20 protein-coding genes are annotated in these 22,440 nt (G+C 68.9%); 9 read left to right on the top strand and 11 right to left on the bottom strand.

Annotation, left to right across the window (positions count from 1 at the left end):
* Positions 1–138: 138 nt before the first annotated feature.
* The gene (locus E8A74_RS52230) at positions 139–1,896 is read right to left on the bottom strand and encodes a TolB-like translocation protein (RefSeq protein WP_170229097.1); all 1,758 of its coding nucleotides are present in this window, start codon (positions 1,894–1,896) and stop codon (positions 139–141) included.
* Positions 1,897–2,008: 112 nt separating this feature from the next.
* On the opposite strand from E8A74_RS52230, the gene E8A74_RS13115 reads away from it, so the two are divergent.
* Positions 2,009–2,491 (top strand): hypothetical protein, encoded by a 483-nt coding sequence (locus E8A74_RS13115; protein WP_136929317.1) that lies wholly within the window; start codon positions 2,009–2,011, stop codon positions 2,489–2,491.
* 62 nt (positions 2,492–2,553) lie between these two features.
* The gene (locus tag E8A74_RS13110; protein WP_211365348.1) at positions 2,554–3,816 is read left to right on the top strand and encodes a cyclic nucleotide-binding domain-containing protein; all 1,263 of its coding nucleotides are present in this window, start codon (positions 2,554–2,556) and stop codon (positions 3,814–3,816) included.
* 119 nt (positions 3,817–3,935) lie between these two features.
* On the opposite strand, the gene E8A74_RS52225 is transcribed toward E8A74_RS13110, so the two are convergent.
* The 3 genes from E8A74_RS52225 to boxC form a co-directional block, all read right to left on the bottom strand.
* Complete coding sequence (locus E8A74_RS52225) at positions 3,936–4,094, bottom strand: hypothetical protein (protein ID WP_170229096.1); 159 nt, start codon at positions 4,092–4,094, stop codon at positions 3,936–3,938.
* A 90-nt stretch (positions 4,095–4,184) separates the two neighbouring features.
* Positions 4,185–5,624, bottom strand: coding sequence for a benzoyl-CoA 2,3-epoxidase subunit BoxB (boxB, locus tag E8A74_RS13105; protein ID WP_136929315.1), 1,440 nt, complete (start codon positions 5,622–5,624; stop codon positions 4,185–4,187).
* Complete coding sequence (boxC, locus tag E8A74_RS13100; protein ID WP_211365352.1) at positions 5,621–7,315, bottom strand: 2,3-epoxybenzoyl-CoA dihydrolase; 1,695 nt, start codon at positions 7,313–7,315, stop codon at positions 5,621–5,623. The genes boxB and boxC overlap by 4 nt, the downstream gene beginning before the upstream one ends.
* A 70-nt stretch (positions 7,316–7,385) precedes the next feature.
* Here boxC and E8A74_RS13095 point away from each other — a divergent pair, with 70 nt between their 5' ends.
* Positions 7,386–8,222, top strand: coding sequence for a shikimate kinase (locus E8A74_RS13095; RefSeq protein WP_232379532.1), 837 nt, complete (start codon positions 7,386–7,388; stop codon positions 8,220–8,222).
* A gap of 4 nt (positions 8,223–8,226) precedes the next feature.
* Positions 8,227–9,675, top strand: a complete 1,449-nt coding sequence (gene glgA, locus E8A74_RS13090) for a glycogen synthase GlgA (RefSeq protein WP_136929312.1) — start codon at positions 8,227–8,229, stop codon at positions 9,673–9,675.
* Between the two features lie 35 nt (positions 9,676–9,710).
* On the opposite strand, the gene E8A74_RS13085 is transcribed toward glgA, so the two are convergent.
* Positions 9,711–10,937, bottom strand: a complete 1,227-nt coding sequence (locus E8A74_RS13085) for a DUF3829 domain-containing protein (protein WP_136929311.1) — start codon at positions 10,935–10,937, stop codon at positions 9,711–9,713.
* Positions 10,938–10,957: 20 nt separating this feature from the next.
* On the opposite strand from E8A74_RS13085, the gene E8A74_RS13080 reads away from it, so the two are divergent.
* The 4 genes from E8A74_RS13080 to recN are packed head-to-tail and all read left to right on the top strand — an operon-like array spanning position 10,958 to position 15,562.
* On the top strand, positions 10,958–11,458 hold the full coding sequence (locus E8A74_RS13080; RefSeq protein ID WP_136929310.1) for a YkvA family protein: 501 nt from the start codon (positions 10,958–10,960) through the stop codon (positions 11,456–11,458).
* A gap of 12 nt (positions 11,459–11,470) precedes the next feature.
* The gene (locus E8A74_RS13075) at positions 11,471–12,304 is read left to right on the top strand and encodes a hypothetical protein (RefSeq protein WP_136929309.1); all 834 of its coding nucleotides are present in this window, start codon (positions 11,471–11,473) and stop codon (positions 12,302–12,304) included.
* Complete coding sequence (locus E8A74_RS13070) at positions 12,301–13,755, top strand: hypothetical protein (protein WP_136929308.1); 1,455 nt, start codon at positions 12,301–12,303, stop codon at positions 13,753–13,755. The genes E8A74_RS13075 and E8A74_RS13070 overlap by 4 nt, the downstream gene beginning before the upstream one ends.
* A 55-nt stretch (positions 13,756–13,810) precedes the next feature.
* Positions 13,811–15,562 (top strand): DNA repair protein RecN, encoded by a 1,752-nt coding sequence (gene recN, locus E8A74_RS13065; protein WP_136929307.1) that lies wholly within the window; start codon positions 13,811–13,813, stop codon positions 15,560–15,562.
* A gap of 188 nt (positions 15,563–15,750) precedes the next feature.
* On the opposite strand, the gene E8A74_RS13060 is transcribed toward recN, so the two are convergent.
* The 3 genes from E8A74_RS13060 to E8A74_RS13050 are packed head-to-tail and all read right to left on the bottom strand — an operon-like array spanning position 15,751 to position 18,704.
* A complete protein-coding gene (locus E8A74_RS13060; RefSeq protein WP_136929306.1) occupies positions 15,751–17,277 on the bottom strand; it encodes an FAD-dependent thymidylate synthase in 1,527 nt (508 codons plus the stop codon).
* A gap of 15 nt (positions 17,278–17,292) precedes the next feature.
* A complete protein-coding gene (map, locus tag E8A74_RS13055; RefSeq protein ID WP_136929305.1) occupies positions 17,293–18,114 on the bottom strand; it encodes a type I methionyl aminopeptidase in 822 nt (273 codons plus the stop codon).
* The gene (locus E8A74_RS13050) at positions 18,111–18,704 is read right to left on the bottom strand and encodes a cobalamin ABC transporter substrate-binding protein (RefSeq protein WP_136929304.1); all 594 of its coding nucleotides are present in this window, start codon (positions 18,702–18,704) and stop codon (positions 18,111–18,113) included. Before E8A74_RS13050 ends, map begins: the two co-directional genes overlap by 4 nt.
* Before the next feature lie 188 nt (positions 18,705–18,892).
* Between E8A74_RS13050 and E8A74_RS13045 the strand changes: the two genes are divergently transcribed.
* Positions 18,893–19,729, top strand: coding sequence for a hypothetical protein (locus E8A74_RS13045; RefSeq protein ID WP_136929303.1), 837 nt, complete (start codon positions 18,893–18,895; stop codon positions 19,727–19,729).
* 120 nt (positions 19,730–19,849) lie between these two features.
* On the opposite strand, the gene E8A74_RS13040 is transcribed toward E8A74_RS13045, so the two are convergent.
* The 3 genes from E8A74_RS13040 to E8A74_RS13030 form a co-directional block, all read right to left on the bottom strand.
* Positions 19,850–20,116 carry a NifU family protein gene (locus E8A74_RS13040; protein WP_136929302.1) on the bottom strand — a complete coding sequence of 89 codons (267 nt, stop codon included), beginning with the start codon at positions 20,114–20,116 and terminating at the stop codon, positions 19,850–19,852.
* A gap of 118 nt (positions 20,117–20,234) precedes the next feature.
* Complete coding sequence (locus tag E8A74_RS13035) at positions 20,235–21,554, bottom strand: M28 family peptidase (RefSeq protein WP_136929301.1); 1,320 nt, start codon at positions 21,552–21,554, stop codon at positions 20,235–20,237.
* Positions 21,555–21,568: 14 nt separating this feature from the next.
* A complete protein-coding gene (locus E8A74_RS13030; protein ID WP_136929300.1) occupies positions 21,569–22,429 on the bottom strand; it encodes a hypothetical protein in 861 nt (286 codons plus the stop codon).
* Positions 22,430–22,440: the final 11 nt, after the last annotated feature.

Raw genomic sequence — 22,440 nt, 5'->3', positions numbered from 1 at the left:
GTGGACGCCGCTTGCGCAACGTTTCCGCACCCTCGGCCACGGCGTGTCCGCGCCTCGCGCAACGTTTCCGGGGCGACCGCCATGAGGTGGGTGTCGCTCGCGCAACGATGCGCGCCGCGCGCCATGCGGCGGAAGCTGCTATTGCGGCGGTTCGATCTGGAACACGTCCCAGGCCGGCGTGTGGTTGTTCTCCTCCGGGACCTGCGACGTCACGTAGAGCGCGGGGTAGGTCTTTTCGATGACCTCGGTGCCGTCGGGCTGCACCTTCGTCACGACGCCGCTCACGAAGAGCTGCGGGTTGTTCAGGTCGCGCCGCTTCGAGCTGAACGTCAGCCAGTAATACTTTTTCCCCTGGAATGCCTCGGCGCTCGGCGCCCAGCGCGGCCACGAGTTCGTGATGCCCGGGCTCGGCCGGTTCACGCAGGCCGGCGGATCGTTGGCGGCCACGCGCACGGGCTCGCCGCCCTTCGCCGGCACCACGAAGACCTCGGCCATCGGCTCGTCGTACGAATCCGCCCAGTTCACGCCGTCGAACTTGTAGGGCGCGAACCGATTGAACGCGAGCAGCGTGTCGCCTGGCGAGATCACGGGGTAAAACTCCAAAAACCCGGGATCACTCGCGCCCGGCAGCGGCGTCGCATTGCCGCCCTGCCGGGCGTTGAAGGGCACCGTGTAGATGTCCATCGTCGTGTCGGCGTCCGTGATGCCCGTGACGACGCCTTCGCCGGAGGTCGTGGCCGTCGTGTACGCGATCGTCGTCCCGTCGTGCCAGAACGTCGGCGACGCGGGGGCGTGGGTGTCCCCGATACGCGGGAGAATGCCCGAGCCCGTCACCGGGTCCAGCGTATGAAGGTCGGTCCAGACGAGCTCGTTCTTGTTCGCCGTGAACGCAGGGTCGATCATGACCGTGATGGCGACGGCGTCCTGCGCCGTGTACCGCTTCTCCGAGAGCGTCGGCGCCGATTGTTTTTGCCGTCCGAGCAGCCCGAGCGCCACGGACGAGACCTGCGCCTCCGTGGGCAAACCCGCCGTCCCGTCCACCTTTCGCGCCGTGACGGTCCGCGTGCCGAGGGTCGCGTCACGCGTGAAAAACGTGAGCGCGCCGTCCGGCGACGAGGCGTGGCAAGCCACGCACGTCGTATCGCCGCCCATGATCTCGGGCGAGAGCACCGTCGTCAACTGGGTGTCGCCAATGGAAAAACCCTTCAATGCGGTCTTGCCCGAGCCCGGCGCGCCCGTCGTCCAGTACACGATCGATCCCGGCGCCGCCACGGGCGCCACGTGGACCACGCCCTCGGTGCCGACGAGCGGACCGGCGACGAGCTGGCCGCCGTCGATCTGCCCGCTCCGCACGGTCATCTTGATGTCGCGGCCCGCGCTGTGCCCCGCGAGCCCGGACCAGATCTCCGCGGGAATCGTGTACGAGGTGGCCGAGGTGTAGACCAGGAGCTCGTTCACCTGGTTGTCGACCTTGAGCCGAAGCTCGAAGACATTGTGACCCGCCGGCGCAATCCATTCGAAGCGCAGCGGTGTCCAGTTGGTCGGGACGAGCGCGTCCACCGGCGGCTCCGAGAGGCACGGGCCGCCCTGCGGCTCTCCGGGCATGCCCTGGAAGAGAGCGGGCGCCTCGGCGGGCGCGCCCATGTCGAGCTGCGGACCGGCAGGAAAATCAACGAACGGTCCGTCCGGATTGGGGCCGCTGCCAATAAACGTCCCCCCTTCCCCGCCCGCGCCGGCCGAGCCGCCCGATCCGGAGGCCCCGGCCCCGCCGGTTCCCTGGGTCGCGGACGAACCCCCCACGCTGCTGGAAGAGCACGATACCCCGGTCGCGCCGAGCACGGCGGCCGAGGCCAAGGCCAAGAGGAGCGCGAGATCGCGCCGAAGTGTAGTCGTCATGGACGGATGATCGGAAGCCACCGGCCGGCGTCAAGGCAGAGACGCCGAGCTCGCCCGATTGCGACAGGATGCCCGCGGTTGACAACCAAGCCCCCGGCGCAACGGGACCTACATGGCGGCGAGGGGGAGACAAAGGACGGTCATCGCGCTCTCGGGCGGCGTGATCGCGGGCATCTTCGGCGGAATCGTGCTGAGCCTGTACGGGCTGCTCTCGGCGGTCGCGCGCGGGGGCGACCCGTGGGTCGTGTTCAAGGGAGCCTCGGCCCCGTTCCTCGCCGAACGCGCCTTCGCGCCCGGCTTCGACGCAGGCGCCGTGGTGCTCGGCATCCTCCTGCATTTCGCCGTGTCGATCGGCTGGGGCGCGCTGTTCGGCCTGCTCGTCTTCGGCGCGAACGTGTTCCGCACGCTCGTGTTCGGCGCAGCGTACGGCGTGATCGTCTGGTTCGTCATGCACCGGTTCGTCTTGCCCGCAGCAGGCCTCGGCGAGGTCGCGGCGAGCGCGCCCGTGGGTCCCGCGATCCTCGAACACGTGGTCTTCGGGCTCGCGCTCGCCGTCGGGTTTCTCCCGTTCCAGCGACGCGCCCCCATGGTTTGACCGAGGATCTCCACGTTCCGCCCCCTTCCGAAGGGGCGTTCGCCTCGACTAGGATGCGGGGCATGCCCCTCTCGGTTTCGCCGCAGGCCGCGACGCACGTGGGCCGGAAGCGCAAGCGCAACGAGGACAGCCACCTCGCAGACCCGGACCTCGGCCTGTACATCGTCGCCGACGGCATGGGCGGCCAGGCAGCCGGCGACGTCGCGTCGCGCCGCGCCGTCGACGTCGCGCGGGCCTACGTGGCCGATCGGCTCGACGTGCTGACGCGCTTCGCGGAACACCCCTCCCAGGAGAACCGCGTCGCCGCGCAGGAGCTCGTCGCCGCGGCGATCCAGGCCGCATGCGCGGATCTCTGGGCCATGGCCGAGAACGACCCCAAACTCCGGGGCATGGGCACGACGATGGTGCTCTTCGCGGTCGCGGGGGATCGCGGCGTCGTCGGGCACGTGGGCGACAGCCGCGCCTACCTCCTGCGGCAAGGCGTGGCAAACCGGCTGACCGAGGACCACACGATCGTCGCAGCCTCGATCAAAAACGGCACGATGACGAAGGAGCAGGCGAAGGTGAGCGCCCTTCGCAGCGTGCTCACGCGGGCCGTGGGGACGCAGGAGTCGGTGCAGGTCGACACGCTGCTCGTGGAGATCATGCCGGGCGACCTGTTCCTGATCTGCAGCGACGGTCTCTACGGGTACATCGAGGACGAGGAGGTGCCCGCGCTCTGCGCCGGCGTCCCGGAGAACCTCGCGGAAGCGCTCGTCGACCTCGCAAACGAGCGAGGCGGCCGCGACAACATCACAGCGCTCGTGCTCTCGTTCCACGGCGCGACGGCCGAGGAGCCGGAGCCGGAAGCGCTCACGAAGCACGAGGCGCTACGCGGCATCCCGCTCTTCATGCACCTGACCTACCGCGAACAAGCCGAAATCCTGGCCATCTCGGACGTGCGCAGCCACCCGATCGGCGCAGCGATCGTGACCGAAGGCGAGCCGGGCGAGGATCTCTACGTGATCCTGCGAGGGCGCGTGGCGGTCGAGAAGGACAACGTCGCGATCACGTCGATCATGACGGGCGGATATTTCGGCGAAATGGGTCTCGTCGACGACTCGCGGCGCTCGGCCACGGTGCGGGCCCTCGAGCCAGTACGCACGATGGTCATCACACGAACGGACATGATGAACGTCATGCGACGCGAGCCCGTGCTCGCCGTGAAGCTGCTCTGGAGCTTCGTGCAGGGCCTCTCGCAGCGTCTGCGCACGGTGAACACCGAGCTCTCCGAAGCACGCGCCGAGCTTTTCGAAGCCCAAGGCGTCACGCCCTACACGTCGTAGGTCTCGCCTGGAGGGCGTTGCGCTGGGGCTTTGCCCCAGGCCCCACCGGGGCTGTCCGCCCCTGGACCCGGACCAGCGAGGCGCTGGACCCGGGGTCGATGAACTGCGCGATGCGCAGTTCATCGAACAGGCCAGGGCAAGACTGGCGACGAGCCTGCCAACCAGCGCGGCAGCGCCGCAGGTTCAACCGGCAGCGTGCGCGTCGCCGGCTTGAAACCCACCTCGATGGTCTTGCCACCGGCCCGTTGGAAGAACTGCGCATCGCGCAGTTCTTCCACCCCCGGTCCAGGCCGTGCCTGGTTCGGGTCGAGGGGCGAACAGCCCCCGCGGGGTCCGGGGCAGCGCCCCGGCGCGGCGCCTCGCTCAGCTCAAGCCGTGCGCTTCACGTATTCGAAATCGACGGGACGCCCTTTGATGCCGTGCTTTGGCGGCGCGATCCAGTTCGCCATCAGCTTTGCGTCGTAGATCGGCGCTGTCATGAGGCTCTTTACGTAGGCCTCGTCTGCTTCGCTCGGCATCCACTCGTCGCGACGGCGCTCCCACTCTTCCTTCGTGATGGCGTTGCCCTCCACGTCGAAACAGAGCCCGCCGTAGATCCCTGTGCGGCGATGGAACCTTCGGCTCGGCAGCTTGAGCTTGTACGCGATCCCTGCTTCGGCGAGGGCGCGGTTCCACTTGTCGACTCCGCGCTGCGCGTCCTCGATGTACTCGTCGCGCAGCACCTCGTTCATTGCGTTGCGCAGCGGCACCTCCTCGCGACGGAAGCCCGACACCACGCCGGGACCTGCCGAGACCGGCACGTCCATCGCGTAGATGCCGTCGACGGCGCGATGATCCTCGTAGCTCTCCTCCTTCGCGCGCCCCTTCAGGCTCGACGCGAAGAAGTTCGCTGCGTTCGACGAGATCTCGCCGCCGAACAGGTCGAGGGACACCGAGTACCAGAAGTTCAGGTACTTCTGCATCGTTGGTAGATCGATGCCGCCTTCGGCGCGCGCGTCCTCGTTCTTGTTCTTCTTCATCAGCTCTGCGGTGCGCTGCACGATGCGCAGGATGCCCGTCTCGCCGACGAACATGTGATGCGCTTCTTCGGTCAGCATGAACCGCGTCGTGCGCGCGAGCGGGTCGAAGCCGCTCTCGGCGAGCGCGAGGAGCTGGTACTTCCCGTCGCGATCCGTGAAGTACGTGAACATGAAGAACGAGAGCCAGTTCTGACACGGCTCGTTGAACGCCCCGAGGATCCGCGGTTTGTCGGGGTTGCCGCTGCGGCGCTCGAGAAGCGCTTCGGCCTCCTCGCGACCGTCGCGACCGAAGTAGCTGTGGAGCAGGTACACCATCGCCCAGAGGTGCCGGCCTTCCTCCACGTTCACCTGGAACAGGTTGCGGAGATCGTAGAGGCTCGGACACGACTGACCGAGGAGCCGCTGCTGCTCGACGCTCGCGGGCTCGGTGTCTCCTTGCGTCACGACGAGCCGGCGCAGCACGTTGCGGAACTCGCCGGGCACGCTTTGCCAGACGGGCTCGCCCATGTGGTCGCCGAACCCGATCTTCCGATCGGCGACGGGGTCCGTGAGGAAGATGCCCCAGCGGTAGTCGGGCATCTTCACGTAGTCGAAGTGGGCCCAGCCCTCGTGATCGACGCTCACAGCGGTGCGGAGATAGATCTGGTCCTCCTGGAAGCCCTCGGGACCCATCTCCTTCCACCAGTCGATGAACCTGGGCTGCCAGGCTTCGAGCGCCCGTTGAAGCTTCTTGTCGGACGCGAGATCGACGTTGTTCGGGATACGCTCGGAATTGACGACAGAGCTCACGTTCGCCTCCAGTCGAATTCGGGTCGCTCGGGCCGGCCGTACATCGTGAGCGCGCCCCGCTCGCCGACCGCATTCGGGCGCTGGAAGATCCAGTTTTGCCAGGCCGAGAGACGCCCGAAGATCTTTGTCTCCAGCGTCTCGGGCCCCGCGAACCGCAGCGAGGCCTCCATCCCGGTCAGCGCGTCGGGCGACAGGCTCGCGCGCTCCTCGACCGCGATCCGCACCTCGTCGTCCCAGTCCATCTCGTCGGGCGTGAACGTCACGAGCCCGAGCTTCTTCGCGGCGTCCGCGTCGAGCAGGTCCGTTTGTCCTTCCAGACGCTTCACGGCCGAAGGCTCGTGCAAAAACCGCGTCTCTAGACGCGTGAGGCCGTTCGGCATCGGGAACGGGCCGAAGTTCAGCGGCGAGAGGCCGATCACGGGCGGCTCGTCGCCGCCGTCGAGCATGTAGGTCCGGTCGCCGGCGAGGGCCAGCTCGAAGAGGCTGCCCGCGAAACACGAGCCGGGCTCGACCAGCGAGAACACGCTGCGCGCCGTGAGATCCAGGCGCTTCAGGGTGCGGCGCATCTTGAGCAGGATCTCGCGGGCGAACCAGTCGTCTTGCAGCGCGTGGAGCGCGCGATCCGCGGCGCGCACGGCCTCGGGATCGCCCTTCGTCCGGAGCAGCACGAGGCCTGCCTCCGGGTGGTTGAAGCGCAGATCGAGCAGCGCGTCGTCGAGCTCGCGGAACACGCGGAGCGACCACACGTCGGAGCCGCTCTTGTGCAGCGCCGCCACCGTCGTCTCCGGCGCGCCCGAGGGCGCGCGCACCTCGATCTCGGCGACGCGCGTCGCGCTGTCGAGGACGAGCGTGACGTACTTGTACTCGGCCTTGTACTTGCTGCCGTCCTCGGAGCGCTTCACGTCGAGCGGGGCGAGCTTCACGCCCGAGCCCGGCTTGTCCTTCGTGCGCGATGCGATCGCGTTCGCCTCCTCGATCACCACCTGATCGAAGCGGCTCTTCGGGATCGAACGATCGACGAGGCGCCACTCCTCGGCGCGCTTGCCGCGCACGCCCTCGGCGAGCGTGCTGAACACGTCGGCGAGATCGCGGCGGACCTTGCGCTTGTCCACGAGGCGCGTGAGCCCGCCCGTGCCCGGGAGCACGGCGAGCAGCGGCGTCTCCGGGAACGAGACCGCGCTCGAACCATCGTCGCAGAGCAGGATCTTCTCGCACGCGAGCGCGAGCTCGTAGCCGCCGCCCGAGGCCACGCCGTTCAGCGCGGCTACGTAGTGCTGGTCGCTCTCGACGCAGGCGGCTTCGAGCGCGAGGCGTGTCTCGTTCGTGAACTTGCAGAAGTTGACCTTGAAGGCGTGCGTCGATGAGCCGAGCATGTAGATGTTCGCGCCGGCGCAGAAGATGCGCGGCTGCCCGCTCGTGACGATCACGACCTTCACCTCGGGGTGCTCGAAGCGCAGCCGCTCCACCGCGTCCGCGAGCTCGATGTCCACGCCGAGGTCGTAGCTGTTCAGCTTGAGCGTGTAGCCGGGGCGCATTGGCGCCTCCTCGACCACATCCATCACGAGCCGCGCGATCGCGCCGTCGAACGACAGCTTCCAGTGCTTGTAGCGGCTCGGATGTGTCTCGAAACGGATGGCGGGCGCCTTGGCCCCGCTGCTTTCACTCTCGATGCCCATCGACGAAAACTCCATCACCGCGGCGGGAAGGTGTCAAGCAATATACTGCTTGTTGGATCCTGGCTCATGAAATATAGTGCATGAGGTGGCGGCCCGAAAGAAGCCCGACGCGGGCGCAGACGAACCGGAAGGCGCGGGCTCGCCGCTCCTGCGGGCGCTCGGCGAGCGGGTGCGCGAGCGGCGGCGCGCGGCCGGTTTGACGCTCCGGGATCTCGGGGTCGCGTCGGGCGTGAGCGAGCGGTTTCTGGTGCTCGTCGAGGGCGGCAAGGCGAACGTGTCCGTGGTTCGTCTCGACGCGATCGCGCGCGCGCTCGACACGTCGGCGTCGGCGCTGCTCGCAGACGCCCCCACGGAGGCGCCGCGCGCGGCCGCGAAGGGCCCGCTCGTGGCGCTGCTCGGCCTGCGCGGGGCGGGAAAAACCACGCTGGGGAGCCGCGCGGCGGCCCGGCTCGGGTTGCCCTTCGTGGAGCTCGACAGCCTCGTCGCGACGCGGGCCGGGATGAGCCTCACTGAAATCTTCGAGATGCACGGCACGGCGTACTTCCGCAGGCTCGAACGCGAGGAGCTCGCGCGGCTCGTCGCGCGCGGCGATCGCGGGATCGTCGCGACGAGCGGCAGCCTCGTGACCGATCACGAGACGTTCGAGCTCCTCCGCCGCGAGGCCGTGACCGTGTGGCTGCGCGCGCGGCCCGAGGATCACTTCCAGCGCGTGATCGACCAAGGCGACGCGCGGCCGATGGCGAGCCGGCCGGCGGCGATGGAGGAACTCCGCGCGATCCTGCGCGCGCGTCGCGCCCTCTACGAGCGCGCGGCCCACATCCTCGACACCTCGGCCCTCGGCCTCGAACGTTCGATCGACCGGCTCGTGAAGATCATCCACGCGGCGAGCCGTGGTAGGCTGCCGCCACCGCCGGTCGGTTGAACGCATGCCCCGCCTCCGCATCCTCAACGTCGTCTCCGAGTGCGTCCCTTTCGCCAAGACGGGAGGCCTGGCGGACGTGGCCGGCGCGCTCCCCATCGCGCTCGCGGCGCGAGGTCACGACGTACGCACCGTCATGCCGCGCTACCGCATCGCGAAGAAACACCCGGCCAAACGGCTGCCGATCTCGCTCGGCGTGCCCGTCGGCGGCGGGGAGGTGTGGGGCGGCGTGTGGGAGGCGCGGCTCGGCGAGAGCACGTCGCGCGTCTACCTGCTCGAGCACGACGAGCTCTACGATCGCAGCGGCATCTACAACGATTCGAACGGGGATTACCGCGACAACCTCGCGCGCTTCACGTTCCTCTCGCGCGGCGCGCTCCGGCTCGCGAGCGTGCTCGGGTTCATCCCCGACGTCGTGCACGTGCACGACTGGCCGACGTGCCTCGTGCCCGTCTACATGAAGACGCTCGACGCCCGTTCGCCGATCGGCGGTGCCGCGTCGATCCTGACGATCCACAACATGGGTTATCAGGGCTGGTTCGACAAAAACGAGCTCTCCCAGACCGGCCTCGGCTGGGACGTCTTCCACCACCGCGCGCTCGAGTCCTACGATCGGCTGAACCTGCTGAAAGGCGGCATCAACTTCTCGACGCTGCTCTCGACGGTGTCGCCGCGGTACGCGCAGGAGATCCAGACGAGCGAAGGAGGACACGGGCTCGAAGGCTCCTTGCGCGAGCGCGGCGACGACGTGATCGGCATCCTGAACGGGATCGACGACGAGATCTGGAACCCCGCGACGGACCGGCACCTCCCCGCGCATTTCGACGCCGACGATCTGCAAGGCAAGGCCTTCTGCAAGGCTGAGCTGCAGCGCGAGATGGGGCTCCCGGTTCGTCCCGACGTACCGATCATCGGCCTCATCAGCCGGCTCGTGCACCAGAAGGGCATCGACATCTTCGCGGGCGCGCTCGGGACGCTGCTCCAGCGAGACGTGCAGGTCGTGGTGCTCGGATCGGGCGAGGGTTGGGCGGAGGATCTCTTCACGCGGCTCGGCCACTCGACGGATCGGTTCCGCGCGTACATCGGCATGAACGACGCGCTCGCGCACCGCATCGAGGCGGGCTCGGATCTCTTCGTGATGCCCTCGCGTTACGAGCCTTGCGGGCTGAACCAGCTCTACAGCCAGCGGTACGGCACGCTGCCCATCGTGCGCGCGGTGGGCGGCCTCGACGATACGGTCGAGCACATGGCGACGGGCTTCAAGTTCCTCGATCTCTCGGCCGACGTGCTCGCTGACACGGTGCTCGAGGCAGCGTGGATCTACCGCGAGCACCCCGAGCACTTCCGCTCGATGCAAAGACGGGCGATGAAAAAGCCGTTTGGTTGGGATTACGCGAGCCGCCAGTACGAGGCGATGTACCGGCTCGCCATCTCACGGCATCGCGGCGAGCGCTGAGGCGGGCCCGAGAGCCCGCCTCGGCGGCGATGCTCTCAATGCGCGTGGCCGGCGTGATCGTCGGGGTGCTCGACCTGCTGCCCCGGCTGCCCCGGTTGCCCCGGCGTCGGGATCTGCCGCATGGGCGGCCCCTTCGGCTCGACGACCTGGCCCTTCGCGGTGAGCGCGCGCGAGAGGGCGCGGTGCTTCGCCTCGATGACCGAGGTGAACCCGTTGACCAGCGGGAGGAAGCCGTCGGGCTCGATCCCCTTGTCGCTGATCTTCGCCTGGGCCTCCTCCGCAGCCTTCTGGAACGCGCTCAAGGGCGGGACGGTGATCCTCGCCCAGGGATCGCTCGTGTTGTTCGTACCGAACGTCTTGATGGCCTCGATGTCCTTCGCGAGCGCCGCGACGCCCTCCTTGTAGGCGGCCGTGTCGATCTTCTTCGCGAGCACCGAAAGGACGAGCCCGCGCGCCCTGTCGTAGGCCGTGAGCACGAGCCGCTCGCCCTCGTCGAGCTTCGCCATGTCGACCGGGTGCTCCTTGTGCCACGCGGCGATCGCGCTCCCGAGTTTGTCGGCGTTCTCGTCGAGCTTGGCGAAGTCGGCGACGAGCTTCTTGTGCAGCTCCTTGCCGCGCTCGAACTTGTCCTTCGAGTACTCCTCGCGCTGGTAGTACACGCTGGCCGCGGCGATGTTGCGGCTGAGTTCCAGCGAGAACGGGGCGAATGTCGTGAGCGCCGCGTCGATGTCGGGCATCGCCGGCTCCTTGAGATCGGCGGCGACGGTGCACGCCCGCGCGTTGCGCTCGTGCGGAGCGCGCATGCCCATGTCGGCCATCTTGCGGCCTACGAACGCGCTGTTGGCGGGCGCGGCGGAGGCGACGGGGCCCGCGGACGACGCAGCCGAGGTGCCGGGCTTCGGCGGCGGCGCGAGCGTGGGCGGAGCCGGCGGCAGGGACGCGCCGGGGATGCCGAAGCTCGGGATCTTCTTCTCGCTCGGTTCGTCCTTGCCGAGGCTCCCGAGGTACGCGTCACGCGCTTGACGCAGGGTGAGCGTACCGAAGTAACAAACCTCGAGGCGGTAGTTCTTCATCGCCTGCGGGTCGAACTTCGGGATGGGGGCGATCGGCGTGCGCAGCGGCAGCTTGCCCTTCCCGCTCGGCAGCATCGCCGCAGAGGGCTTCGCCTCCGGCGCGGGCGCGGGCGGCTCCTCTTTTTTGCAACCTACGGTCAGGGGAGCGAGCGCGAGCACGAACGGAAGGAAAGACCGCAGCCGGATCATGAAGACATGCCTCCTCGAAGATGCCCCGCGCCTCGGCAAAGTCCGGGCGAAGGCCGGACCGGCATCATGCCCGACCACCGCGGACTTTCAAGCGTCGCACCGCGGCGATCCTGCCCCTGCCCCTTGCGGCCGCGCGCAGCGGAATCATGTTGGCCGTCGTGAAAAAAACCACCGACGTGCGTCCGCAGAAGCTCGAAGGCAAGAAGGTCTCCGGAAAGGCTCGCGGGCTCGCGCTCGTGCCGCTCCTCCGGGATGCGCCAGCGGCTTGGCGGCTGCTCCGAGACCGGGAATCCGCGCTCTGGGCCAAGGTGCTCGTCGTTCTGTCGGTGGTTTACTGCGTCTGGCCGCTGGATCTCGTGCCCGACGCCGTACCTTTCATCACCTGGATCGACGACGTGGGCGTGGTGCTCCTCTTCCGGGCGATCCTCCACCGTCAACTCGGCCGCTACCACGAGCCCCGATCGGAAATCGTGGAGGACGTGCGTGACACTCGATCCGGAGCCGATGTCCGCGTAGCCTGAACGCGGGTTCCCGTGCGATTCCAACGTTTGACGCTCGACAATGTCCGCATCGAGGACGAGCGCTCGTATCGACACATCGGTCTCTACGCCGAGCTCAAGCGTGCGCTCGTGCGTGACCACGTCACCTTCCTCGTGCCGAAACCTGGGACACCGGAGGCACGCTGGGATCGAGCGCTCTTCTTGAACCTCACGTTCTGGTCGCCTGACCAGCCAGGCGACGTCCTCGACGGCGACGCCATCCCCGCCGACGTGGTGATGCACGCAGGCTGGCACCACGTCACGCGACGCGCGCTCGACGCGCTCGGACCGACGGCGAGCCAGAGCCCCGACGCGCTCCTGCTCGGCGAATCGATCGCGAGCGCGTTTGATCTCTACCTCGTCGGTCGCTTGCTCGGCCACGCGCCGGACGCAGCCTTCCTCGAAACACAAGTGCCCGCGATGGCGGAGGCCGCGCAGCAAGCTGGCATGCCGGAAGACGCGTTCGAAGCGATGCTCGACGAGGTGTCGCGAGATCCGGACAAGGCGTTCGAGGATCTGCGCGAGCTGCTCTTCGACGCGAGCATCGCGCTCGTGCGCGCGCCCTCCGTCGAGGAAGCAGCCGAGAGGATCGCGCGTTTCGACACGCATCGTTTCGGACCGCTCCTGCACCACTACGAACTCTCGACGTGGATCCTGTACGCGCGCGCCTACGCGAAGGACGCCGGCGCGCCGGATCCACAGGTGATGGCCGTCGACGCGATGATCCGCCGCGCGGACGTCGCGCTCGATTGGCTCGAAAAGAACTGGATCTACGGGCTCTCGGGGGATCCGGGCGAACCCGACGACCGCGAGGTTCTGCCACGATGAGCGAGAAACAAGACAACACGAAGGCGGTAGCGGGCAACGTGGAGCCGCCGCCAGAGACGATGAAATCGATCCCCGAGCGGACGAGCGTCTTCGACCTCGACGTGTCGGCCGAGGTGGTGACGGTGCCGCCGCCCGCGCTCGCAGGCGCGGCCGACAGCTTGAAGATCCCGCCGCCGCCGCCGGCGCCGCGCGCGAAGGCATCCTCGCAGCCCACGTTGGCGAAACAGGCGACGCCGATGCCGGCCGCGACGAAGCGCACGCCGACGTTGAAGGACGACGACGACAGGCCCTCGTTCTTCGACGTCTTCGACGTCGAGCGGCACGAGGCCAAGCACATGCAGCCCGAAGCCGCCCCGGAAAAACCCGCGGACAAAGCGGCCCAGCGCGGCTCGCGGCCCGATCCGCGCGAGATCAGCCGCAGCCGGAAGATCGTCGACGAGGACCTGTTCAACCTGAGCAGCAGCCTCTTCAACAACCAAGGGCTCACGCCGCTCGTGGCGCCCGACGTCTCGGCGCTCGGGGTCTCGGCGCTCGGCAAGGATCTCACGAGCGCGCCGAAGCCGGCCGATGCGGCCGCAGGAAAAGCCGACGCGGCGAACAGCGGAGGCTCGCTCTTCCTGGCCGCGCCGCCCATCACCGCGCCGCCGGCGCCCGTGACGAAGTCGTCGATGGACGCGATCGATCTCGACGTCGACGTCGCGGCCGCGACCGGGAGGCTCGATCGCAAGCGCCTCGGGATCGGGGTCGTGCTCGTCGCGGCCCTCGCGGGGCTCGTGTTCTTCCTGGTGCAACGCGCATCGACGACGACCGAGGAGCCAACGGCCGCAGTCGCCACCGAGTCGACGACGACGACGCCCGGCACGGGCAACGACGCGCCGCTCGCCCTGCAACCGGGGAGCACGAACCAGGCGCCCACGCCGAACACGAACACCCCGGCGCCGAGTGATCCGGGCGCGGCGGCGAAGGCAGGCACAGAGGCGCCCGCGGACAAACGCGCCGGCTCGGCCGACGCCGCGCCGAAGGGCGAAGGCCGGGACAAACCAGCGGCGGGCGGAGACAAACCGCCGGAGAACGCCAAACCCGTCGAGACGGCGTCGGCGAACAAGACGCAGGATCTCGCAGCCGCGATGGCCGCGGCGAACAACAAGCCCGCCACGCCCGAGCCGCCCTCGGGCGGCGGCAACGAGTTCAGCAGGAGCGCCGCGGCCTCCGCGCTCGGCGCCGCCGCCGGCAGGGCCTCAGGCTGCAAGGCGCCCGGCGATCCGAGCGGCACAGCGCGCGTGAGCGTCACGTTCGCCCCGTCCGGCCGCGCCACGAAGGCGCAGGTGAACGGCCCGCCGTTCGCCGGCACGCCGACCGGAGGCTGCATCGCCGCGGCGTTCCGCAGCGCCTCGGTCCCGCCCTTCTCCGGTGACTCCGTGACGGTGAGCAAGTCCGTCACGATCCGCTGATCTCCGCGCAGAACGCGTCGACGTTTCTCGTTCCGTTCTTTATCCTCCCGGCCCCGTGCTGGTCGCCCTCCGCGTCAAGAACTTCGTCCTCATGGATTCGCTCGAGCTGCGCCTCGAGCCCGGCTTCAACGTGCTCACCGGCGAGACCGGCGCAGGCAAGTCGATCGTCGTCGGCGCGCTCTCGCTCGTGCTCGGCGGCCGCGGCAACGCCGAACAGGTGCGGCCCGGCGCCGACGAGGCCGAGGTCGAGGCGCTCTTCGACGTGACGGGCAGCGAGCAGCTCGCGACGGCCCTCGACGCCGCCGGCGTGTCCTCCGGCGGCGAGCTCGTCATCCGCCGCGTGGTGCAGCAAAACGGCCGCTCGCGCGCGTACCTGAACGGGCGTCTCTGCACCGCGGGCGAGCTGCAAGCGCTCGCGTCGGAGCTCTGCGACGTCGCCTCGCAACACGAGAGCGTCGCGCTGACCGATCCCTCGACACACCTCGGGTACCTCGATCGTTTCGGCCGTCTCTCGACCACACGCGAAGCGCTCGCCGCAGAGGTCGAGAAGCTCGAAAAGGTCGTCGCTGAGATCCGCGAGGTGCGCGAGGCCGAGCGCGGCCGCGTCGAGCGCGAAGCGTTCCTCGGCTTCCAGCTCCAGGGCATCGACACCGTGTCCCCGCAGCCCGGCGAACTCGAAGAGCTCGCAGCCGAGCGCCAGAGGCTCCGCCACGCCGGCCGGCTCCGCGAGCTGACCGAGCACGCGGCCGCGCGGCTCGATCAAGGCGAGCACGCAATCTGCGACGAGCTCGCGAAGCTCTCGAAGGATCTACGCGCCGCCGCAGATCTCGATCCCTCCCTCGAAGCCACGGCGAACACGCTCGATGGTTTGTTCTCCGAGCTTCGAGAGATCGCCCGCGAGGTCGATCGATACGCCGAGCGCGCCGAGGCAAACCCGTCGCGGCTCTCGGAGATCGAGGACCGCATGTACCGGCTCGAAGGTCTCCTGCGGCAACACGGGCCCACGATCGACGACGTGATCGCGGCGCGATCGCGTATCGCGACGGAGCTCGAAGGGCTCGGCAACGTGGAGACGAAGCTCGAAGCGCTCGAGCACGAGCGCGATCGGCTGCTGCGCGTGGCAGGAGATCGCGCGCGGCAGCTCTCACAAAAACGCCGCGAAGCCGGCGAGAAGCTCGGCGCGTCGATCGGCGGAGAGCTCGCCGATCTCGGCATGGGCGGCGCGCGCGTGATCGTGGACGTCGCACCGCTCTCGGGCGAGAGGTCCGAGCTCGTCGTCGACGGCGCACGGCTCGGCCGCGACGGTATCGACCGCGTCGAGTTCCTCATCGCGCCCAACAAAGGCATCGAGCCGCGTCCGCTGCGCAAGATCGCCTCGGGCGGCGAGCTCTCACGCGCGTTGCTCGCGCTCAAGCGCACGCTCGCAGAGTCAGGGCCGGCAGGGCTCTACGTGTTCGACGAGGTCGACGCCGGCGTCGGTGGCGTGGTCGCGGACAAGATCGGCCGCGCAATCGCAGACGTAGCGCGCCACCACCAGGTCCTCTGCATCACGCACCTCGCCACGATCGCAGCCTTCGCAGACGCACATTTCGTGGTGTCGAAGCAGGTCGACGGGCCGATCACGAAGAGCACGGTCAAGCGCGTCGAGGGCAAGGATCGAGTCGCCGAAGTCGCGCGCATGCTGGCAGGCGCGAAGGTCGGCCCGAGCGCGCTGAAGGCAGCCTCCGAGATGCTGGACGAGGCGAAGGCACGCTCAGCGGCCGTCGTCGCGAGCCCAAAGCGCGGCGCGAAGGGGCGCGCTTCCTGAGCGTTGTGCCGGGGTTTCACCCCGGACCCGTCTGGTCCACGATGGGGCTACGCTCGGCAAGCCGAGCTACGCCCCAAACCCCGGGTTATCCACCCCTCGACCCGGACCAGGGCCAGCCCTGGACCTCTGGTGCATCGACCGCGATGCGGTCAATGCAAAGGAGCATCGGTTCGCGCCGTGGAACCGCGTCAGGCGCGGGATAGCGAGTAGTCGCCGAGATCGACGCGGACGAGGCCTTCGAGCCAGGGGTGCACCGCGATCGCCGTGCGGAAGAGCCCCTGCGCGATGCGCCGGTAGCTCGCATGCCCCTGCCGCGCCGACCGCAGCTCGACCACGTGGAAAAGCTCGCGCAGGTTGAGCGTCCAGAGCGTGCGGATGCGGAAGCCGAGCGGCACCGCGTACTGCGCTTCCTGCGGGTGTTTGCTCTCGAGCGCCTCCCACGCGTCGCACGCCGCGACCATCGCGTCGGTGTAAGCCCGATCGAGCTCGAGCTCCGCGAGCTCCGCGGGCGTCTCGAAGCCGAGCCGGCACGTGAGCCGCTGCGTCGCCGGCAGGAGCATGCGGTGCCGCTGCAGATCGCGGTAGGCGCCGTAATCGAGCATCAACTCGAACGTCATCGTCGTCGCCTCGAAGCCACGCGGCACGGGATCGTGCGCGCCACGCCGCGCGACCGACGCACGAACGACGTCTTCGAGCTCGCGCGACGTCGAATGCCGCATCGCCTCCGTGAGCCCCCGCGCATGCACATTCGGCTCGCTGCTCTCGTACGCGAGCGCGAGCACGATCCGCTCAAGCGCGTCCTTGTCGTGACGCACGAGCCGCACCGGCTGCCCAACGACGTTCGTCGCGCTCGCGTCCCAGGGGCCAGGATCGTAGATCGACCGCAGCTTGTCCCCCACGTCGCTGCGCTGGGCAGACCGATGCTCGCTCCGCCCCGCGTACTTGACGAGGGTCGGCGTGACGGTACGCGCAGCCGCGTGCATGGACGTCGCGACGTTGCGGACCTCCGCGAGCGGATGCGAGAGCATCTTCGTGAGCAGCGCCTCGAGCGCGCGCGCGTTCGCGGTGAGGCCGAGGTTCGTCCGCGTGCCGGCCGGCAAGAGCCCGCGCAGAAGATCACAAGCATGCGCGCGGATCGCCGCCGCATGCGCCGCCTCCGACGCGCCCGGCGGCCGGAGCACGCGCACGCGAAGCGCATCCATCACGCGCGCCATGAGGTCGACGTACGTCGTGAAGAGCCGCTCCGCGCTGGCCCGGTACGTCTGCCCGAGCGGGCCTTCGAGCTCGGGCAGGTCGACGAAGCTGTTCCGATCAAAGACGACGTAACGCGTGCTCTTCTCGGTGTACGAGCCGAGCCGGAGATCCTCGATCACCTTCGAGGCCACGATGCTCACGTTCTCGATCGCGAGGTGCACGACCGCGTGCTCCGCGACCGACGCGTGCCCGTAGCCGACGACCCATTTTTCGTGGAACGCGCGCGCCTTCTCCGTCGCGAGCCCGAACGAGGGGCGCGTCGTCACGCCTTCCCCGACGTCGAGCTCCTGGTCGGTGAGCAAGCGCGCCAGGTTCGTCCGCAGATCGTCGCGACTGCGCGAATAATAGGCGAAGAGGACGGCGATCACCTCCTCGGGCAAACCCGAGAGGGCGAAGACGTCGTCGCTCAGACTGGAGACGTACGGCGCGATCCGGCCGCGCGCAGCTTCGTCGAGGGGCATGGGACCCGTGGTCCGTTAGCGCGTCGTGGCCGCGGCGGCGACCGAAAACACATCCCCGAAGATCTCGCTGTTCGAGAGCTTCCTGCTCCGGCGCGTCAACACCTCGCAGCCGTTCTTCGTCACGACCAGCGTGTGCTCGAACTGCGCGGAGAGCGAGCCATCCGCGGTGACAGCCGTCCACTTGTCCGCGAGGACCTCCACGTCGTGGTGGCCGAGGTTGATCATCGGCTCGATCGTGAAGCACATCCCAGCACGCAAGCGCATCCCCGTCCCGCGCTTGCCGACGTGCGAGACCTGCGGCGCCTCGTGGAACACCCGGCCGATGCCGTGCCCGACGAACGCGCGCACCACCGAGCAGCCCTCGCCCTCGGCGAACTCCTGGATCGCCGCGCCGATGTCCCCGAGCCGCGCGCCCTCGCGCACCTGCGCGATCGCGAGATCGAGCGAGCGTCGCGAGACCTCGGTCACGTGCTTGGCCGCGGACGAGGGTTTGCCCACGTAGAAGGTCGCCGACGTGTCGCCGTAAAACCCGTTGTAGATCGTGGTCACGTCGACGTTGATGATGTCGCCCGGCTCGAGGACCCGCGGCCCCGGGATGCCATGGCAGACGACCTCGTTCACCGACGTGCACACGCTCTTCGGGAAGCCGTGGTAGTTCAGCGGCGCGGGCCAACCGCCCCGCCGAACCGTGTCGTCGTGGACGAAGCGGTTGATGTCCTCGGTGGAGATCCCCGGGCGGATCATCTCCCCGACGTCGAGCAGCGTCTCCGCGGCCATCTGGCACGCGGCCCGCATCCCTTCGACTTCCTTCAACGTTTTGATGCTGACGTTGCTCACGATCCGGACAGCTCCGCGAGGGCGAGGGCATCCGTCACGGCAGCCGCCACCTCGGCGGTGTCCGGCGACAGATGCCAGTGAAGCCTGCTCGGCTCGTCTCCCTCGCCCGCAAAGCGATGGAGAAAGCCGATGAACGACGCGCCACGAAGGCGCATGTCGAACGCCTGCGCGACCCCGTAGGACGGGGCGGCGGGCCCAATGACGAGCTCGAAGGCCGTCTGTTCGAACGCCGGCGTGCCAAAAGCCGGCGGGATGACCTGGAGGACGAGGCGGTAGGTGCGGACCTGGTCGAGCGACTCGACCGTCACCGTGCTCACCCGCACCCGCGAGACGAGCTCCGAGCCGCGCGCCCGCTCTTTCAAGAGCGGATCCTTCTGCGCATTCGAGACGTCCGCGCCGAGGCCGAGGGCGCCTGCATCAACGACGTCGTCAAAGAGCTCCCGGTCATGCCCGAGCCAACGGGGATGCGCGACGACGTTCGGGTCCCCCTGAACGCCCGCAGCCCCGCACCCGGACACGAGCGCCCCGAGGGCCGCGCCGAGCGCGACCGCCCTGGCCCGCCTGGCCGTCCGCGTCAAGAGCTGCGCCATCGGGCCTGCAACTAGCACGTCCCCTCCGATCTGTCAGTGCTGGCAGCCTCCTGCCTCGATCGGATCCCTTTCCATCGATCGGACGCGGGCTTCGTCCAACACCCCGAAGACCTCGGCGGGCCCCTTTTCCCGCAGAATCTGGTAGATCCCGTTTGCCGGCCGCGGGCCGGCGGGGCGGAGGAGTGGAGATGAAGGTGAACAAGCTTTGGGCGGCGCTCCTGGCGACGACGTTTGGCCTCACGGCCACGGTGACCCCGATGGTGGTCGAGGCGCAGGCCAAGAAGAAAGCGGCAGCCGCGCCCGCCCCGATGGGCCCGGCGGTCGTCAAGAAGCCCATCGCCCTCGAGCCGGCGTCGCTCAAGTGGGGCATGACGACGAAGCAGGTCGGCGAGGCGATCGACGCGCAACTCGACGAGGCATACAAGCCGCTCTACCAGAAGGTCTCACCCGGCGTGAAAATGCGGGAGCTCGACGCGGCGCTCGCGGAAGAGAAAAACGCCTTCCGCCGCAGCAAGATCGAGTTCGGCAAGCTGCCGGTCGCCACGGACTCCACGCCGCTCCGCGGCGAGTACAGCTACCTCAACAAAGAGTGGATGTTGTCGATGAACCGGGACGGCAAGACCCGGTACTTCTTCTTCATCCAGGACAAGCTCTGGAAGATGATCGACGAGATCAAGCTCTCCAAGGGCGCGTCGCTCGGCGCGAACTTCCAGGAGGCCGCGGTCAAGCTCTCCACGGCGTACGGCGCGCCGGGCCGGATCATCCCACCGAACCCGGACCTCGGAATGTACGCGACCGTCGTCGACTGGAAGGACGCGACGACGCACGTGCGCTTGATCGAGCGCGGTGACCCGGCGATCGCGATCGCCTACGAGGACAACGCGACGCTGCAAAACATCGACTCGCTGCGCCCGAACAAGCCGAAGCAGGAAGACGCCATCGATCCTGCCGTGGCCGCCGCGATCCGCGGCGAGGAGAAGGCCCCCGAGCCGCCGCCTCCGCCCGCCGACAAGAAGAAGAAGTGAACCGACGAGGGCCCCGCAAACCGCGGGGCCCTTCGCGTTTCAGGGCGAAACGCCCTCCCTCTCTCCAGGACAAACCAAGGCCGACACGCGAGTGCGTCGCCTTCGCGGCCCCGCGTGGGCTCAGGTGACGAGCGACGCGCCTTCGGGGATGCGGATGCCGCTCGTCACGACGACCCGCGCCGAGGGCGCGACCGCATGCACGGCCGGCTCGATGACGCCTTTCGCGGTGAGGTTCGCGCCGGGGCAACCCGCGCACATCCCAGCGAGGTGGAGCGTGATCTGGTCGGGCTCCACCGCGACGAGGTAAAGCTCGCCTTGATCCGCGCGCACGAGCGGAGCGATCACCTCACGGCAAACCTTGAGCATCTGGTCGATGTTCGCAGGCATTCTCGAGCAATCTCCGGGAGCGAACGTAGCATGAAGCGATGAGCACGCGCAGAGGTCGTTCCGCACGTTCGTTCGGCGGGGCTTTGCGTTGGCTCCGCAACAACGCAAAACCGCAGCGTCAAAGCGTGAAGCAGACCGGGTAGCGATAAAGCAGGCACTGGAGGCGGAAGCTCGCGCGCTCGATCGACCTGGCATCCTCGGGGGTCCACACGTGGCCCGGCTCGGCCATGGCATCGAGGCGGCTGCGATCGCCGAGGATCCGCGCCGCGGTGATCGGGCTTGTTCCTGGGATCGAGCTCCAGGGCTTGGCGGCCGCGTCGAAGGCGAACCGGAGCGTGTCGCGATCGGCCGCGAGGTCCTCGCCGCGCGGGTCGAAGGAGAGCGCAGGCGGCGCGGCGGCGAGCGCTGGGACAAGGGAGGCGATCCAGCGCGAGGTGCGCGCCATGCGGTCGTAAAAGAGCGTGTCCGGGAGGTCCGAGGCGCGGTGGTACCGCGGCGTGCGGCCGCTGGAGAGGAAGAGGAACGGGACGCCGTGATCCCGGAAGACGTCGTAGTCGGAGAAGGGCTGCGGCGCATACCCAGGGATGTTCTCGACCGCGTGGATGCCGAGGCGGCGAACGTCGAGGCCAGGCTCGTGGACGCCGTCGACGATCGCCGGGAGGCCGAGGGTCTTCTCGGCGCCACACGCGAAGATGGTCTCCGCGGTGCGGCGCCAGACGACGCCGCCGATGAGGTCGAGGACGACGGCGAGGCGGATCGAGGTGAGGCCGCCGATCTCCGTGGGGAGCGCAGCGACGAAGCGCTGCGAGCCCTGGCGGGGCGTGCCGAAGTAGGGCGACTCTTCGGTGTTGAAGAAGGCGACGGCGATGCCGTACGGGCGCGGATGCTGCGCGAGGAGCGAAGGGATCGCGCCGAGGAGGACGGCGACGGCCGCGGCGTTGTCGTCGGCGCCGAGGAGGAGGCCCTCGTCGGTCTTGCCGAGGTGATCGAAGTGCGCGCCGAGGACGACGGTGCCGCGCGGCTCACCCGGGCCTTCGGGCGGGATCCATCCGAGCACGTTGTGCCCGAGCGGCGAGGTCGGCTCGGCGAGCGGCGCGAGGTAACCGCCGAGCGACGGGAAGGGTTTTACGCCGGCCGCAGCGAGCGAGTCGGCAAGGTAACGCGCTGCTGCGGCGTTGCCCTCGCTGCCGGGGACACGGCCGGCCCACGCGGGCGCGGCGAGCGCCTCGACATGCACGCGCAGCGCGGGCGAGAGCGGGTCGGTCTGCGGGAAATCGCGGCCCGAGAGCTCACGCACGCCGATCTGATCGAGGAGGAGGAGGAGCGCGAGCGCGAGGACGACGAGGGTGGCGATCCGGCGGCGGCGCGAGCGAGGCTTGCGTCGCGTGTTTGCCGCGGGATCACCGGCCGGAGGTGCGGGCGGGGGCTCGCTCGCCACGACAGTTCATGCCTTCAGATCGCGGAGGCGATCACGGTGAGGATCGTGCCCTCCCCGAGATCGGGCACGCGCTGGGCCGCGACGCCGTAGGGGCGGTTCGTGATTTCGAGCGAGCCGCGGTAGGGGCCGCTCTGCGTTTTGTTCACCAGATCCATGCCCTCGACGGCCTGCGCGTTGACGTCGGGCGTGACGGGCGCGCCGTAGGCCTTCCCTTCGCGGACGAGGAAGACATAGACGATCGGGACGTTCTTCTGCTTCTCACGCTCGGCGCGGTCGAGCAGCTCGCGCTTCGCCATCTCTTCGAGGCGAAGCGCGAAGCGCCGGAAAGACCAGCCGGTGACGAACATGCCCTTCACCTGGCCTTCCTTGTCCTTCACGGGATGCGCCACGACCCACTGCGTGTCGGGCCCCGTGCGCACGCCGCGCATCTCCTGCATCTCGCCCCACGCCTCGACGAGGCCGGCGCTCGGTTCGAGGCCCTTCTTCAGCGTGGGGAACGACGAGAGGACCGACTTCTGCGCGAGCAGATCCGGATCGGCCTCGCTGCGCAGCGCGATGCCCGTGGTGTCGACGAAGGTGAAGAAGGTGCTCTTCGCGATGTCGAGATCCTTCACCGACGCGCGCGCCCCGCGGACGGCCTTCTGCAGGGCGACGAGGTTCGCCCCGGGATCGGCGTCGACGACCTCGCCGAGCTTCTTCGCGCCCTCGGGCAGGCCGCGGCGCACCTGCCCGGCGTCCTCGTTCGCGACGGGCACGAGCTTGTCGAGCACGTAGCCCGCGGCCTGCTCCTGTTCCTTCGTGTTGTCCTCACACGCAGGCAGCGTCGCCACGAGGGCAGCAGGGACGATCAGAGAAGCGAGCCAGCTCGAACGCATCGGGACCTCAT

This window comes from Polyangium fumosum (assembly GCF_005144585.1).
Lineage (GTDB): Bacteria > Myxococcota_A > Polyangia > Polyangiales > Polyangiaceae > Polyangium > Polyangium fumosum.
Note: the sequence above shows the minus strand (reverse complement) of the source record. Positions and strands in the feature narration are given on the sequence as shown.

Coding starts and splice junctions, on each gene's coding strand:
- E8A74_RS52230 (WP_170229097.1), bottom strand. CDS start 1,896: ATGACGACTACACTTCGGCGCGATCTCGCGCTCCTCTTGGCCTTGGCC.
- E8A74_RS13115 (WP_136929317.1), top strand. CDS start 2,009: ATGGCGGCGAGGGGGAGACAAAGGACGGTCATCGCGCTCTCGGGCGGC.
- E8A74_RS13110 (WP_211365348.1), top strand. CDS start 2,554: ATGCCCCTCTCGGTTTCGCCGCAGGCCGCGACGCACGTGGGCCGGAAG.
- boxC (WP_211365352.1), bottom strand. CDS start 7,315: ATGGAGTTTTCGTCGATGGGCATCGAGAGTGAAAGCAGCGGGGCCAAG.
- glgA (WP_136929312.1), top strand. CDS start 8,227: ATGCCCCGCCTCCGCATCCTCAACGTCGTCTCCGAGTGCGTCCCTTTC.
- E8A74_RS13085 (WP_136929311.1), bottom strand. CDS start 10,937: ATGATCCGGCTGCGGTCTTTCCTTCCGTTCGTGCTCGCGCTCGCTCCC.
- E8A74_RS13080 (WP_136929310.1), top strand. CDS start 10,958: ATGCCCCGCGCCTCGGCAAAGTCCGGGCGAAGGCCGGACCGGCATCAT.
- E8A74_RS13070 (WP_136929308.1), top strand. CDS start 12,301: ATGAGCGAGAAACAAGACAACACGAAGGCGGTAGCGGGCAACGTGGAG.
- E8A74_RS13060 (WP_136929306.1), bottom strand. CDS start 17,277: ATGCCCCTCGACGAAGCTGCGCGCGGCCGGATCGCGCCGTACGTCTCC.
- E8A74_RS13050 (WP_136929304.1), bottom strand. CDS start 18,704: ATGGCGCAGCTCTTGACGCGGACGGCCAGGCGGGCCAGGGCGGTCGCG.
- E8A74_RS13045 (WP_136929303.1), top strand. CDS start 18,893: ATGAAGGTGAACAAGCTTTGGGCGGCGCTCCTGGCGACGACGTTTGGC.
- E8A74_RS13040 (WP_136929302.1), bottom strand. CDS start 20,116: ATGCCTGCGAACATCGACCAGATGCTCAAGGTTTGCCGTGAGGTGATC.
- E8A74_RS13030 (WP_136929300.1), bottom strand. CDS start 22,429: ATGCGTTCGAGCTGGCTCGCTTCTCTGATCGTCCCTGCTGCCCTCGTG.